We start from the raw sequence: 15553 nt of genomic DNA on the forward strand, positions 1-15553 counted from the left end.
AATGTAGAAAGAGTGGATTAGTTTTTCTAATCTATTAGGGTGGTACCACGGGAAAAGCCTTCTCGTCCCTTTTTTAGGGATGAGAGGTTTTTTTTATTTTCTAGAAAAGTATGAATTGGTTCCCTTAAGGTTATATTGTCAAAAGCAATTGAAAGATATTGGAGGAAAAAATAATGGATTTTAAAGATACTTTATTAATGCCGCAAACAGAATTTCCGATGAGAGGAAATTTACCGAAGCGTGAACCAGAAATTCAAGAAAAATGGTATGAAACGGATATTTATAGAAAGGTTCAAGACCGTACTAAAGGTCGCCCTTTGTATGTATTACATGATGGACCTCCATATGCAAATGGAGATATCCATATCGGTCATGCTTTAAATAAAATTTTAAAAGATTTTATCGTTCGCTTTAAATCAATGAGTGGTTACCAAGCACCATATGTACCTGGTTGGGATACACATGGATTACCAATTGAACAAGCGCTAACGAACAAAGGTGTTAAGCGTAAAGAAATGACGGTTGCAGAATTTAGAAAGCTTTGTGAAGAGTATGCATATGAGCAAATTGATAATCAAAGAACTCAATTTAAACGTTTAGGTGTAAGAGGGGATTGGGAAAATCCATACATTACTTTAAAGCCGGAATACGAGGCGCAGCAAATTAAAGTGTTTGGTGAAATGGCGAAAAAAGGCTATATTTACAAAGGCTTAAAACCTGTATATTGGTCCCCATCTAGTGAATCTGCGTTAGCAGAAGCCGAGATCGAGTATAAGGATAAGCGCTCTGCATCGATTTATGTTAGTTTCAAGGTGGAAAATGGAAAAGGATTATTGGAAGAAGGAACAAATGTGATCATCTGGACGACTACTCCTTGGACGATTCCAGCAAACCTTGCCATTTCCCTACATCCTGACTTAGAATATGTTGTCGTAGAGGCTAATGGAGAAAAATTTGTTGTTGCAGAAGAACTTCTTGAGGCAGTTACAAAGGAAATTGGTTGGGAAGAAACAAAGGTATTAAAGAAATTCAGTGGTAATGAAGCTGAGCATGTCGTTTGTAAGCACCCTTTATATGATCGAGAATCTATTATTGTCCTTGGGGAACATGTTACAACCGATGCCGGAACTGGATGTGTTCATACCGCACCTGGCCATGGGGAAGATGATTTCCAAGTCGGACAAAAATATGGTTTAGATGTGTTATGCCCAGTAGATGACAAAGGCGTTATGACAAAAGAAGCGATTGGGTTTGAAGGTTTATTTTACGATGAAGCAAATAAACCAATTACCGAAAAGCTTGAAGAAGTTGGAGCTTTATTAAAACTTACCTTTATTACTCATTCTTACCCACATGATTGGAGAACAAAAAAACCTGTTATTTTCCGAGCAACTGCACAATGGTTTGCTTCCATTAAAGATTTTCGAGAAGAGCTTTTAAAAGCCGTTGAAGAAACAAAATGGGTACCTGCATGGGGAGAAACTAGATTATTTAATATGGTTCGTGACCGTGGGGACTGGTGTATTTCTCGTCAACGTGCTTGGGGAGTTCCAATTCCTGTATTCTTCGCTGAAAATGGAGAAGCAATTATTACTGATGAAACAATCAATCATGTTTCTAATTTATTCCGTGAGCAAGGGTCAAATATTTGGTTTGAAAAAGAAGCAAAAGAATTATTACCAAATGGATTTACTCATCCTGGAAGTCCAAATGGTAAATTTACTAAAGAAACGGATATTATGGATGTTTGGTTCGATTCAGGTTCGTCACATCAATCTGTATTGGAAGAAAGAGATGATCTACAAAGACCTGCTGATTTATATTTGGAAGGGTCTGATCAATATCGTGGTTGGTTTAACTCATCTTTGTCTACGAGTGTAGCTGTAACAGGAAAAGCCCCATATAAAGGTGTTCTAAGTCATGGATTTGTTCTTGATGGTGAAGGACGTAAAATGAGTAAATCACTTGGAAATGTAGTAATTCCAGCTAAGGTAATGGATCAAATGGGTGCAGATATTTTACGTCTTTGGGTGGCTTCAGTAGATTACCAAGCAGATGTGCGTGTTTCAGATGCTATTCTGAAGCAAGTAGCAGAGGTTTACCGTAAAATTCGTAATACCTTCCGTTTCCTATTAGGAAATCTTGCAGATTTTAATCCTAAAACAGATGCTATTGCATATGAAAATCTCCGTGAAGTAGATCGATACATGCTTGTTAAATTAAATAAACTAATCAAACATGTGACGGAATCATATGAGAAATTTGAATTCGCTAGTATATACCATGCAATTAATAATTTCTGTACTCTTGATTTAAGTGCATTCTATCTTGATTTTGCTAAAGATGTTTTATATATTGAGGCAAAAAATCATCCAGAACGTCGGGCAATTCAAACTGTACTACATGAAAGTTTGATGACGTTAACAAAGCTCGTGTCACCTATCCTGTCTCATACTGCTGATGAAGTATGGGGTTATATTCCTTCTGTCAATGAGGAAAGTGTACAGTTGACAGATATGCCTGAATATAAAGAAATAGAAAATGCGAAGGAGTTAGAGGAAAAGTGGAATAGTTTCTTGAAACTTCGTGATGATGTTCTAAAAGCACTTGAAGAAGCGAGAAATGAAAAAGTGATTGGAAAGTCTTTAACTGCGAAAGTTACATTGTACGTAAATGACAAGACAAAGGAATTACTAAATTCAATTAGCGAAAATTTACAGCAGCTCTTTATCGTTTCTGGCTTTGAAGTTGCAGGAACTTACGAAGAAGCGCCTGAAAACGCACTAAAGCTTGAAACATCTGCTATTGTTATTTCTAAGGCTGAAGGAGAAACATGTGAGCGTTGTTGGATTGTAACACCAGAAGTTGGAAAGGTAGAAGAGTATCCAACACTTTGTACAAGATGTGCGGAAGTCATCAAAGAAAATTACGCTACTCAATCTTAATCATGAAATGGAGGCTAAACTTTATGTTTAGCCTCTTTTTTGCATAGATAGAAAATAAAACATTTTTGAGTTATTAAAAATGTCCAGCGCAAGCGTCCTAACCCCGACGTACAGGATGTACAAGTGTCGACAATGCGACAGGACGCTCACTTTTGTCGACCTCGAGGTCAAATGTTCGCCACCCAAAAAGTTCAAAGAACGACTTTCCGTGTGGGCAAGCATTTGCTTGTCGGGGCTCACAAAAGCGTCTACGCTTTTCTTTTTCCAATAGTTGTTCAGGTTGTTTTTTTCTATGGGACAAATACTATTCTTAATATCGTTACGGAGGTGTTAGGAATGAAAGTTTTTGAAAAGAAGCTTTATGAGGAACTCCGTGATTTTGAACGAGAAATGAAAAGTAAATTAGATAGAAATTTGGTAGATGAAAGAATTAAATGTTTTGTTGAAGCAGAATTAAAGGATATTCAGGTTACACTTTGTAAAATTGAAGATGGTCAATTCGGTAGATGTGAAATGTCTGGCGAGCTTATCCCGTTTGATCTATTATCATTCGTTCCTACTGCGAAGACATTCAATGATTTTAAAAAAATAAAAGCTTTTTATAAAATACCGCACTCCTATAAATAATTGGGATCATTGTCGTAAGGTTTATAATTGTGATAAAATGCAAAGGAACGATTGAAATTAGGTTTGGAGGTTTCTTAGTGTTTTATTACATAATTGCTTTATTTGTTATTTTATTGGACCAATTAACGAAATGGCTTATTGTGAAAAATATGGAACTTGGAGAAAGTATAGCGATTATTGAGGATTTTCTCTATATTACCTCACACAGGAATCGTGGTGCGGCTTGGGGAATATTACAGGGGCAAATGTGGTTTTTTTATATTATAACTGTAGTAGTGATTATCGGAATTATTTATTATATTCAAAAGCTGGCTAAAGAAAAAAAATTATTTGGTATATCATTAGGTCTTATGCTTGGTGGTGCAATAGGGAACTTTATTGATCGTGTATTACGAAAAGAAGTTGTCGATTTTGTCAATACATATATATTCAATTATGACTTCCCAGTTTTCAATGTTGCTGATGCAGCACTTTGTGTCGGAGTTGGACTTTTAATGGTGCAAATGGTAAGAGAAGAGCGAGAAGCTAAGAAGGGGTAAAATGAATGGAAAAGTTAGAACACATCATCCAAGAAGATCAAAAACAAGATCGAATTGATAAAGTATTAAGTAGTTTAAACGCTGAATGGTCTAGAACTCAAGTTCAGCAATGGATAAAAGATGGTCATGTGCTAGTAAATGGCCAAAAGGTAAAAACGAATTATAAATGTAGTTTAAACGATTCAATCGAAATTTTGATCCCTGAGCCTGAAGTGCTTGATGTGTTACCAGAAGAGATGAATTTAGATATTTATTATGAGGATCAAGATGTACTAGTCGTAAATAAGCCAAAGGGGATGGTTGTTCATCCTGCGCCTGGGCATACAACGGGGACATTGGTAAATGGATTAATGGCTCATTGTAAGGATTTATCGGGTATTAATGGGGTATTGAGACCTGGTATCGTTCATCGAATCGATAAAGACACATCAGGACTATTAATGGTCGCTAAAAATGATTTAGCTCATGAAAGTCTTGTGAATCAATTAGTAGCTAAAACGGTAACAAGAAAATATAAAGCTGTTGTTCATGGCCATATTCCTCATGATTTCGGAACAATTGATGCACCGATTGGGCGTGACACGAAAGATCGTCAAAGTATGACTGTCGTAGATAATGGAAAAACAGCGGTCACCCACTTTCATGTATTGGAAAGATTTAAGGAATTTACGTTTGTGGAGTGTCAACTTGAAACTGGGAGAACTCATCAGATTCGTGTACACATGAAGTATATTGGCTATCCGCTTGCTGGTGATCCTAAATATGGTCCAAGAAAAACATTAGAGTTAGAGGGACAAGCTCTACATGCTGGTCTATTAGGTTTTAAACATCCACGTACAGGAGAGTATTTAGAATTTGAAGCTCCACTACCTCAACCGTTTGAGGAACTTCTAGATGAACTAAGAAAAAATCATTGACAAAATTCGAGTCTTTCTATAAGATAATGATTAGTTAAATAAGTCCTTTAAATCAGTCCCGTGAGGCTGAGAAGGAAACGGATATTAATTTAGGGATAGATTATCCCGATTTAATTGTGACTCGTTTACCCTCTCATCAACCGGTGAGAGGGTTTTTTGTCGAATACAAACCCGTTTCCAATAAAAATGGAAGAAGGTGAAAAGAATGACTAAAAAAGCAGTTGTTTTAGATGAGCAGGCAATCAGACGTGCTCTAACACGAATAGCCCATGAGATTATTGAAAAAAATAAAGGGATTGAAAATTGTGTACTAGTAGGCATTAAGACAAGAGGGATTCCTATCGCTAAACGTCTTGCAGAAAAAATCGCTCAAATTGAAGAAAAAGAAATTAGCTTCGGCGAAATAGATATTACCTTATATCGAGATGATTTAACTAAAAAGACTAACGACAATGAGCCACTTGTAAAAGGATCGGACATCCCATTTGAGATTACAAACCAAAAGGTTATTCTCGTAGATGATGTATTATACACTGGCAGAACAGTAAGGGCGGCAATGGATGCCTTGATGGATATAGGAAGACCTTCAGCGATACAATTAGCGGTTTTAGTTGATAGAGGTCATCGTGAATTACCAATTCGTGCAGACTATGTTGGTAAAAACATTCCGACCTCTAGTGATGAAAAAATAGTCGTTGAATTGAATGAAATAGATGAAATCGAACAAGTTAGTATTTTTGATAAATAAATAGCACACCCTTTAAATGAAGTCCTGTGAGGCTGTCGAAGGGGTAAAGACAAAAGATCAAACTCTTTTGCCTTTTCCTACCCTCTTTGCGCCTACTTATTGCAAGAGGGTTTTATTATGGAGAAAACTAAGACTGAGGAGAAATGAAAATGAGTAAACCAATATTAGATGTAAATGATGTGCCAAATAAATTTCAATGGTTATCTTTAAGTTTACAACACTTATTCGCCATGTTTGGAGCAACCATTCTTGTACCATATTTAGTAGGTTTAAGCCCTGCGATTGCTCTAATTTCAAGTGGTCTTGGTACGATTGCCTTCTTAATCGTAACGAAATGGCAAGTACCGGCTTATCTTGGTTCTTCCTTCGCATTTATTGCACCAGTCATAGCTGCCAAAGCTGCAGGTGGTCCAGGTGCCGCGATGATGGGAACCTTCTTAGCTGGACTTGTTTACGGTGTAGTTGCCTTAATGATAAAAGGTGTAGGTTACCGTTGGATCATGAATCTTCTTCCACCAATTGTCGTTGGACCAGTTATCATCGTAATTGGATTGGCTATCTCAGGAGTGGCGGTTGACATGGCTATGAATGATCAAGTTACACATGAATATAGCTTGTTACTTTTTTCGATAGCATTAGTGACTTTAGCTGCTACGATTATCTGCTCGATCTTCTTTAAAGGGATTATGAGTTTAATCCCAATCTTGTTTGGAATAATTATTGGATATTTGTATGCACTTGCAGTTGGGGTTGTCGATTTTACTCCAGTAAAGGAAGCAAAATGGTTTCAAATGCCTGACTTCTTAATACCAGGAGTTGATTATTCGATCAAGTTTTCTTGGAAGATTGTTCTATTAATGGTTCCCGTTGCGGTAGTTACTTTGTCTGAGCATATCGGTCATCAGCTAGTATTAAGTAAAGTAGTTGGTAGAGATTATATTAAAAATCCTGGTTTGCATCGTTCTATTTTAGGAGATGGAATGGCGACAATGATTTCAGGATTAATAGGTGGTCCACCAAAGACAACTTACGGTGAAAATATCGGTGTTCTAGCAATCACAAGAGTTTATAGTGTGTATGTCATTTTTGGAGCAGCAGTTTTAGCAACGGTTTTCGGATTCGTAGGGAAAATTACAGCTCTTATCGGTACTATACCAACTGCGGTAATGGGAGGCGTTTCGATCCTTCTATTCGGAATTATTGCTTCTTCAGGGTTACGAATGTTAGTAGATAATAAAATTGATTTTGGCGATAAACGAAACTTAGTAATTTCTTCAGTCATACTCGTGATTGGAATCGGTGGTGCCTTTATTAAAGTATCTGATGAATTACAAATCCAAGGCATGGCACTAGCAGCCATTTGTGGAGTCATTTTAAACTTAATTTTACCTGGCAGAGAACCAGTGAAAGATAATTTATTCGATGAAGAAATAAATAAAGAAGATCAAGTAGCGTAATAACCTTTTAAATCAAGTCCAGAGAGGCTTAAAAGGGTGTTTGCATGAACTTGCCATTTTATTTAAGGGGATATTTTCACTCCTTTCTTAAAACTGGCTTAAACACCCTGAACGATATGGTTCAGGGTGTTTTTTTATAAAAATAGATAAGGGGAGAAACGTATGAACCATCTTTTTACCACTTCGGAACTAACCATTGAAGAAATTATTGGCATTTTAGAATCAGCAAAAAGATTTTCTGAAGGAGAGCATTGGAGTCCAGAAAATCAGACGTTTGTTGCTAATCTATTTTTTGAGCCTAGTACGAGGACGAAATGTAGCTTTGAAGTGGCAGAAAGAAGGCTTGGTTTATCGGTTATTCCATTTGAAACGAATTCTTCAAGTGTGTTAAAAGGTGAAACCCTTTACGATACAGTTAAAACATTAGAATCGATCGGGGTAAACGCAGTCATCATTCGACATGAAAAAGAACGCTATTATGATGAATTAATTAAAAATATTAAGATACCTATAATAAACGGCGGCGATGGCTGTGGGCATCATCCAACACAATCTTTACTTGATTTATTCACCATTCAACAGCAGTTTGGTTCTTTTCAAGGCTTAAAAGTAGCAATAGTTGGGGATATCAAGCATAGTCGCGTGGCCCGTTCGAATGCTGATACTCTTATAAGATTAGGTGCAAATGTGGTGTTCTCTGGTCCTGAAAATTGGTTCGATCAAGAAATAGTTAATGAATGTCCTTACGAAACAATTGACGAGGTAGTAAAAAGTGCGGATGTGGTAATGCTCCTACGTATTCAACATGAACGTCATGACGAAAAGGATATGTTTTCAGCAGAAGATTACCATCAAAGGTATGGACTGACAGTCGAAAGAGAAAAACAAATGAAGCCAGGAAGTATCATCATGCATCCAGCTCCAATTAACCGAAATGTTGAAATTGCCGATGAGCTTGTGGAATGTGAGCGTTCACGAATTTTTAAACAAATGGAAAATGGAGTTTATGTCCGAATGGCAGTCTTAAAAAAAGCACTTGAAAATCAAGGGGGAGGGCAACAAAATGTTAATCAAAAAAGCGAACCTGTTTACAGATAATGGACTTAAAGTCGTGGATATTTTAATCAAAGATGGAAAAATTGCTTCAGTTGCTGAGGATATTGCTGAGGATAACAAGGAAATAATTGATGCAAAAGGATTATTAGTATCGCCAGGATTTATTGATCTTCATGTCCATCTTCGTGAACCAGGTGGAGAAAAAAAGGAAACGATCGAAACGGGTACAAAAGCGGCTGCTAAAGGCGGATTTACAACGATTGCTGCGATGCCAAACACAAGGCCAGTTCCAGATAGTGCGGATCAACTTGAATGGCTAAATAAAAGAATAGAAGAAACAGCAAATGTTCGTGTACTTCCATACGCATCCATTACTTATCGCGAATTAGGTCAAGAATTAACCAAATTCAATGAATTAAAAGAAGCAGGAGCTTTTGCTTTTACAGATGATGGTGTGGGCGTGCAGTCAGCTGGCATGATGCTTGAAGCAATGAAAAAAGCAGCTGAATTGAATATGACGATTGTAGCCCATTGTGAGGATAATACATTAATTAATAAAGGATGCGTACATGAGGGGATTTTTTCAGAACAGAATGGATTAAGAGGAATCCCTTCCGTTTGTGAATCCATCCACATTGCCAGAGACGTGTTATTAGCGGAAGCATCTGGCTGCCATTACCATGTTTGTCATATTAGCACAAAGGAATCAGTAAGGGTTGTTCGTGATGCTAAACGTGCAGGAATCAACGTCACAGCAGAGGTCACACCACATCACTTACTACTAAGTGAGAAAGATATCTCATCATTAGACGCCAATTTCAAAATGAATCCACCATTACGTGGTGAAGAGGATAGACTTGCTTTAATCGAAGGCCTTTTAGACGGAACAATTGATTTTATTGCAACCGATCATGCTCCACATACACATGAGGAAAAATTAGAAGGTATGGAGCTTGCTCCTTTTGGAATTGTTGGCTTAGAAACCGCCTTTCCGTTGTTATATACGAATCTAGTAAAAAAGGATGTTATTACTTTACAACAATTAATCGAGTTTTTAACGAAGAAACCAGCACAAGCTTTTAACCTTCCTTATGGAAAACTGGAAGCTGGAGCACCTGCTGACATTACCTTCCTTAATTTAGAACAAGTGGATGAGATCAATCCAGATGAATTTCTCTCCAAAGGAAAGAATACTCCATTTACTGGATGGAAATGTCAAGGTTGGCCAGTTATGACTATGGTCGATGGAAAAATTGTCTGGAAAAATGAAAGGGTGGAAGTATGAGACGTCAATTAATTTTAGAAGATGGAACAATCTTTATTGGAAATGGTTTCGGGAGTGAAATTGATAAATTCGGTGAGGTTGTTTTTAATACAGGAATGACTGGTTATCAGGAAATTCTGTCTGACCCATCCTATTGTGGTCAAATCGTCACACTAACCTACCCATTAGTGGGGAATTATGGGATAAACCGTGATGATTTTGAATCGATTATTCCAGCAATTAGTGGCTTTATCGTAAAGGAAGTAGCGGATTTTCCTTCTAATTGGCGAAACGAATGGACACTTGATGAGTATTTTAAGCTGAGAAACATTCCTGCAATATCAGGAATTGATACAAGAAAATTAACAAGAATTATCCGTCAGTACGGCACGCTTAAAGGGGCTATTTGTAGTATTGATGAAAACGTAGAAGAAGTGATTGCAAAGCTTCGTCACAATGATTTACCAATCGATCAAGTAAAACAAGTCTCTACGAAAACAGCCTACCCAAGTCCAGGTAGAGGAGATCGGATTGTCCTTGTTGATTTCGGGATGAAGCATGGCATTTTGAGAGAATTAAACAAACGTGATTGTGACGTAATCGTCGTGCCTTATAACACAACAGCAACGGAAATATTACAGCTTCGACCAGACGGAATTATGCTTTCAAACGGACCTGGAGATCCAAAGGATGTTCCGGAAGCAATCGAAATGATCAAAGGAATTCTTGGTAAGGTTCCAATGTTTGGAATCTGTTTAGGGCATCAATTATTTGCTTTAGCTTGTGGTGCTGATACAAATCGATTGAAATTCGGTCACCGTGGCTCGAACCATCCAGTAAAAGATTTACAGACAGGTAGAATTGCAATTACTTCACAAAATCATGGCTATACAGTCGAGGAAGCTTCGATCATTTCAACTCCATTAGAAATTACACATATCGCTTTGAACGATGGAACAGTTGAAGGATTAAGACATAAGGAATATCCTGCATTTACGGTTCAATACCATCCAGAAGCTTCACCTGGACCTGAAGACGCAAACGGCTTATTCGATCAATTTTTACAAATGGTTAAAACGGAAAAACAGGAAGGGGTTTCAGCATGCCAAAACGTACAGATATAAATTCAATTTTAGTCATTGGATCAGGTCCCATTATCATAGGTCAAGCAGCAGAGTTTGATTATGCTGGAACACAAGCCTGTATTGCTTTAAAGGAAGAGGGCTATAAAGTAATCCTAGTCAATTCTAATCCTGCAACGATTATGACGGATACAGAAATGGCTGATGTCGTTTATATTGAGCCACTTACATTGGAATTCGTTAGTCGAATCATTCGAAAAGAGCGTCCAGATGCCATCCTCGCTACACTTGGTGGGCAAACGGGATTGAACTTAGCTGTAGAATTAGCGGAGTCAGGAATCTTAAAAGAATGCGGAGTCGAAATTTTAGGCACAAAGCTTTCGGCGATTCAACAAGCAGAGGATCGTGAGTTATTTAAGGATTTAATGAATGAGCTAGGTGAGCCTGTGCCAGAGAGTGAGATCGTTCATAATTTAGAGGAATCGTTCAAGTTTGTCGATCAGGTTGGCTACCCAGTGATTGTTCGTCCTGCCTTTACTCTTGGGGGAACTGGAGGCGGTATTTGTCATAATGAACAAGACCTTATCGAAATTGTCTCTAGTGGGATTAAAAATAGTCCAGTCGGGCAATGTTTGTTGGAAAGAAGTATAGCAGGCTTTAAAGAAATTGAATACGAGGTTATGCGAGATTCCAATGATAATGCAATTGTTGTTTGTAATATGGAAAACTTTGATCCCGTTGGTGTACATACTGGGGATTCGATTGTCGTAGCACCGAGCCAAACATTAAGTGATCGTGAATATCAATTGTTACGAAATGTATCTCTAAAAATCATTCGTGCCCTAAAGATTGAAGGTGGATGTAATGTTCAGCTTGCTCTAGATCCTTATAGCTTCCATTACTATATCATTGAGGTTAATCCACGTGTAAGCCGATCGTCTGCTTTAGCATCAAAAGCGACGGGATATCCGATTGCAAAGCTAGCAGCAAAAATTGCTGTAGGATTAACACTTGATGAAATGATGAACCCAGTTACTGGAAAAACTTATGCGAGCTTTGAACCAGCATTAGATTATATCGTGACAAAAATTCCTAGATGGCCATTTGATAAATTTGAATCAGCGAATCGCTCCCTTGGAACACAAATGAAAGCAACTGGCGAAGTCATGGCTATTGGTAGAACGTTTGAAGAATCATTATTAAAGGCAGTTCGTTCATTAGAATCTAATATTTATCATTTAGAACTTAATGATGCAGTTCAAATTGATCATGAAACGATCGAAAGAAGAATACGCAAACCAGGCGATGAAAGACTATTCTATATTGCTGAAGCCATAAAAAGAGGAGTAAGTATTGATACCATTCATGAGTGGAGTCAAATTGATCTCTTCTTCCTAAAGAAAATCGAAGGAATCCTTTTCTTTGAAAATGAGCTAGCAAAAAATCCATTTAATAACGACTATGGAAAAATGGCAAAAGAAAAAGGCTTTTCTGATGTAATTCTAGCAAAACTTTGGAAGACAACGGCCATCGAAATTTATTCTTGGAGAAAAGAAAAAGGTATTATCCCAGTCTATAAAATGGTTGATACTTGTGCGGCAGAGTTTGAATCTGAAACACCATATTTTTATGGAACATATGAAGAAGAAAATGAGTCTATTGTCACTGATAAAAAAAGCGTACTAGTATTAGGTTCTGGACCGATTCGAATCGGCCAAGGTATAGAATTTGATTATGCAACAGTACACTCTGTTTGGGCGATTAAAGAAGCTGGCTATGAAGCGATTATTATTAACAGCAATCCTGAAACGGTTTCTACCGATTTTAGTATTTCTGATAAGCTGTATTTCGAGCCATTAACGATTGAAGATGTGATGCATATAATCGACCTGGAACAACCGGAAGGTGTAGTTGTACAGTTTGGTGGGCAAACAGCTATAAATCTTGCAGCAGCATTAGTTGAAAGAGGAGTAAAAATTTTAGGAACGAGTTTAGAAGATTTAGATAGAGCCGAAAATCGTGATAAATTTGAGCAAGCTCTTGTACAAATGGATATCCCACAACCTCTTGGAAAAACAGCCCTTTCTGTTGAAGAAGCGGTAAACATTGCAACAAACATCGGTTATCCAGTACTTGTACGCCCTTCCTATGTACTTGGCGGCAGAGCAATGGAAATCGTCTATCAAGAAAAGGAATTAATCCACTATATGGAGAATGCAGTGAAAATTAATTCGGAGCATCCAGTCTTAATTGATCGTTATTTAACTGGAAAAGAAATTGAAGTGGATGCGATTTCTGATGGGAAAAACGTATTAATCCCGGGGATCATGGAGCATATTGAGCGAGCAGGAGTACACTCAGGTGATTCGATCGCGGTGTATCCACCACAAACATTATCGTCATCTGTTAAGGAGAAGCTAATCGATTATACGCAAAAGTTAGCAAAAGGATTAAATATTATTGGTCTATTAAATATCCAATATGTTGTAAGTAACGACGAAGTTTATGTAATTGAAGTTAACCCACGTTCAAGTCGTACAGTACCATTTTTAAGTAAAATTACGAATGTACCGATGGCTAAAATTGCAACGAAAATCATTCTAGGGCAATCATTAATAGAACAAGGATATACACCTGGATTAGTCCCAGAAAAAACAGGCGTTTATGTGAAGGTTCCTGTATTCTCATTTGAAAAACTTCGCCGAGTGGATATTACACTTGGACCAGAAATGAAATCAACAGGTGAAGTAATGGGGAAAGATTTAACACTCGAAAAAGCTTTATACAAGGGCTTAATTGCTGCAAAAATGAAAATCCAAAAGTTCGGAACGGTGCTTTTTACAGTCTCTGATAAAGATAAGGAAGAAGCACTCTCACTAGCAAAACGATTTGCCGCGATTGGTTATCAAATTGTAGCAACAAGCGGAACGGCTGAATTTATGAAAAATGGCGGAGTTCAAGTGGATGTTGTTGAGAAAATAGGTTCAGAAGGAGTGACTTTAATTGATGTCATTCGTAAAGGGGAAGTCCAACTCATTATTAACACATTGACTAGAGGAAAACAGCCAGAGCGTGATGGCTTTAAAATTCGCAGGGAATCAGTTGAAAATGGAATTGCTTGTTTAACTTCACTAGATACTGCCGATGCCATATTAAAAGTAATAGAATCAATGACCTTTTCAACAGAGGCGATGGCCGGTACATCTGCTTCTAAGGAGGCTATCCTCGTATGATCAAACAAGAAAATTGTCTTGTAATAGAACAAAAAGAAATAGCAGATTCCATCTATAAGCTCACCTTACAAGGTGAGCTTGTAGATGAAATGCAGATACCTGGACAATTTGTTCATTTAAAAGTTGGAGATGGCGTCGACCCAATTTTAAGAAGGCCGATTAGTATTTCGAGTATCGATCAGTTGAATAAACAATTTACGATGATCTATCGTAAAGAAGGAATAGGAACATCAAAATTATCAGAAAAGATTCCTGGTATGTCTGTAAATGTTTTAGGGCCACTAGGAAATGGCTTTCCTGTACACGAATCCAATACAGGAAACACTGCTTTACTTGTTGGTGGCGGAATAGGAGTCCCTCCTTTACTTGAGCTCTCTAAACAATTAACGGCAAAAGGGGTCAACGTCATTCATGTTTTAGGTTTCCAGACCGAGAGTGTTGTTTTTGGAGAAGATGATTTTTCATCATTGGGTGAAACATATATAGTTACGGTTGATGGGACTTACGGTTATCAAGGTTTTGTAACTGATATAATCAATCGCTATAATTGGGATTTTGATACGATGTACTCATGTGGACCAACACCAATGTTAAAAGCACTAGAGGCAGGATTTCCTAATAAAAAGGTGTATCTTTCATTAGAAGAGCGCATGGGTTGTGGAATCGGTGCTTGCTTTGCATGTGTTTGTCATACAGCCGATGATCCAACAGGTTATTCATATAAAAAGGTTTGTAGTGATGGCCCAGTTTTTCAAGCAGGGGAGGTTGTGCTATGAGTTCATTAACTATCCAGTTACCGGGATTACATTTGAAAAATCCAATTATGCCTGCTTCTGGTTGTTTCGGTTTTGGTCGAGAGTTTAGTCAATTTTATGACTTAAGTAGCTTGGGCGCGATTATGATTAAAGCAACTACATTAGAACCGCGGTTTGGAAATCCAACCCCACGGGTGGCAGAAACACCTGCCGGAATGTTGAATGCAATAGGTTTGCAAAATCCTGGACTTCATAAAGTATTAACGGAAGAACTTCCATGGTTGAATCAATTTAATGTTCCGATCATTGCTAATGTTGCGGGATCATTAGAAGAAGATTATGTGGAAGTGGCAAAACAAATTTCCCAAGCCTCAAATGTTCATGCATTAGAGTTAAATATATCTTGTCCGAATGTAAAAACAGGTGGGATTGCTTTTGGAACGATACCAGAAGTAGCGAAAAATTTAACAAAAAAAGTGAAAGAAGTTTCTTCTGTACCTGTTTATGTGAAGCTATCGCCAAATGTGACCAATATCGTAGAAATGGCAAAGGCAGTTGAAGAGGGCGGCGCAGATGGTTTGACAATGATCAATACATTACTAGGGATGAGATTAGATTTAAAGACTGGCCAACCAATCCTAGCTAATCGTTCAGGTGGTTTATCAGGTCCTTCGATTAAGCCAGTTGCAATTCGGATGATTTATGAAGTAAGTCAACAAGTTTCTTTACCTATTATTGGAATGGGTGGAGTTCAAACAGCTGAAGATGTCATTGAGTACTTTTATGCTGGAGCAAGTGCCGTTGCGGTCGGAACAGCAAATTTCGTCGATCCATTTATATGTCCAAAAATAATTGAAGAGCTTCCAATATTGCTTGAAAAATTAAGATTTGACCATATTTCTGAATGTACGGGGAGGAGCTGGAGTTAAT

Annotated in this window: 12 protein-coding genes and 1 other annotated feature (1 of these 13 cut by a window edge); all 12 genes read left to right on the forward strand. The window is 37.6% G+C overall.

Translation table 11 applies throughout. The features are described 5' to 3' along the window. Nucleotides 1–73 (forward strand) — a binding site (T-box leader) (it extends 160 nt beyond the left edge of the window). Nucleotides 74–173: 100 nt separating this feature from the next. The 12 genes from ileS (at nt 174) to ACFSO7_RS05600 (ending at nt 15552) form a co-directional block, all read left to right on the forward strand. Beyond that, the gene (ileS, locus tag ACFSO7_RS05545) at nt 174–2945 is read left to right on the forward strand and encodes an isoleucine--tRNA ligase (protein WP_377876048.1); all 2772 of its coding nucleotides are present in this window, start codon (nt 174–176) and stop codon (nt 2943–2945) included. Between the two features lie 336 nt (nt 2946–3281). After that, nucleotides 3282–3572 (forward strand): TraR/DksA family transcriptional regulator, encoded by a 291-nt coding sequence (locus ACFSO7_RS05550; protein ID WP_377876049.1) that lies wholly within the window; start codon nt 3282–3284, stop codon nt 3570–3572. Between the two features lie 77 nt (nt 3573–3649). After that, nucleotides 3650–4111 carry a signal peptidase II gene (gene lspA, locus ACFSO7_RS05555; RefSeq protein WP_377876050.1) on the forward strand — a complete coding sequence of 154 codons (462 nt, stop codon included), beginning with the start codon at nt 3650–3652 and terminating at the stop codon, nt 4109–4111. A gap of 5 nt (nt 4112–4116) precedes the next feature. Further along, nucleotides 4117–5028, forward strand: a complete 912-nt coding sequence (locus tag ACFSO7_RS05560) for an RluA family pseudouridine synthase (RefSeq protein WP_377876052.1) — start codon at nt 4117–4119, stop codon at nt 5026–5028. A gap of 205 nt (nt 5029–5233) precedes the next feature. Beyond that, on the forward strand, nt 5234–5776 hold the full coding sequence (gene pyrR, locus ACFSO7_RS05565; protein WP_377876054.1) for a bifunctional pyr operon transcriptional regulator/uracil phosphoribosyltransferase PyrR: 543 nt from the start codon (nt 5234–5236) through the stop codon (nt 5774–5776). Between the two features lie 149 nt (nt 5777–5925). Further along, nucleotides 5926–7233 carry a solute carrier family 23 protein gene (locus ACFSO7_RS05570; protein ID WP_377876056.1) on the forward strand — a complete coding sequence of 436 codons (1308 nt, stop codon included), beginning with the start codon at nt 5926–5928 and terminating at the stop codon, nt 7231–7233. Nucleotides 7234–7395: 162 nt separating this feature from the next. Then, nucleotides 7396–8331, forward strand: coding sequence for an aspartate carbamoyltransferase catalytic subunit (locus tag ACFSO7_RS05575; protein WP_377876057.1), 936 nt, complete (start codon nt 7396–7398; stop codon nt 8329–8331). Continuing rightward, the gene (locus ACFSO7_RS05580) at nt 8297–9574 is read left to right on the forward strand and encodes a dihydroorotase (protein ID WP_377876059.1); all 1278 of its coding nucleotides are present in this window, start codon (nt 8297–8299) and stop codon (nt 9572–9574) included. Before ACFSO7_RS05575 ends, ACFSO7_RS05580 begins: the two co-directional genes overlap by 35 nt. Next, nucleotides 9571–10677, forward strand: a complete 1107-nt coding sequence (locus tag ACFSO7_RS05585) for a carbamoyl phosphate synthase small subunit (RefSeq protein WP_377876061.1) — start codon at nt 9571–9573, stop codon at nt 10675–10677. Before ACFSO7_RS05580 ends, ACFSO7_RS05585 begins: the two co-directional genes overlap by 4 nt. Then, nucleotides 10656–13868, forward strand: a complete 3213-nt coding sequence (gene carB / locus ACFSO7_RS05590; RefSeq protein WP_377876063.1) for a carbamoyl-phosphate synthase large subunit — start codon at nt 10656–10658, stop codon at nt 13866–13868. Before ACFSO7_RS05585 ends, carB begins: the two co-directional genes overlap by 22 nt. Then, nucleotides 13865–14644 carry a dihydroorotate dehydrogenase electron transfer subunit gene (locus ACFSO7_RS05595; protein WP_377876065.1) on the forward strand — a complete coding sequence of 260 codons (780 nt, stop codon included), beginning with the start codon at nt 13865–13867 and terminating at the stop codon, nt 14642–14644. The genes carB and ACFSO7_RS05595 overlap by 4 nt, the downstream gene beginning before the upstream one ends. Beyond that, entirely contained in the window at nt 14641–15552 is a 912-nt protein-coding gene (locus ACFSO7_RS05600) for a dihydroorotate dehydrogenase (RefSeq protein WP_377876067.1), read from the forward strand. The genes ACFSO7_RS05595 and ACFSO7_RS05600 overlap by 4 nt, the downstream gene beginning before the upstream one ends. Nucleotide 15553 lies beyond the last annotated feature (1 nt).

Origin of the sequence: Bacillus sp. CGMCC 1.16607, from assembly GCF_042683745.1 — a bacterium.
In the GTDB taxonomy this organism is placed as follows: domain Bacteria; phylum Bacillota; class Bacilli; order Bacillales; family Cytobacillaceae; genus Pseudoneobacillus.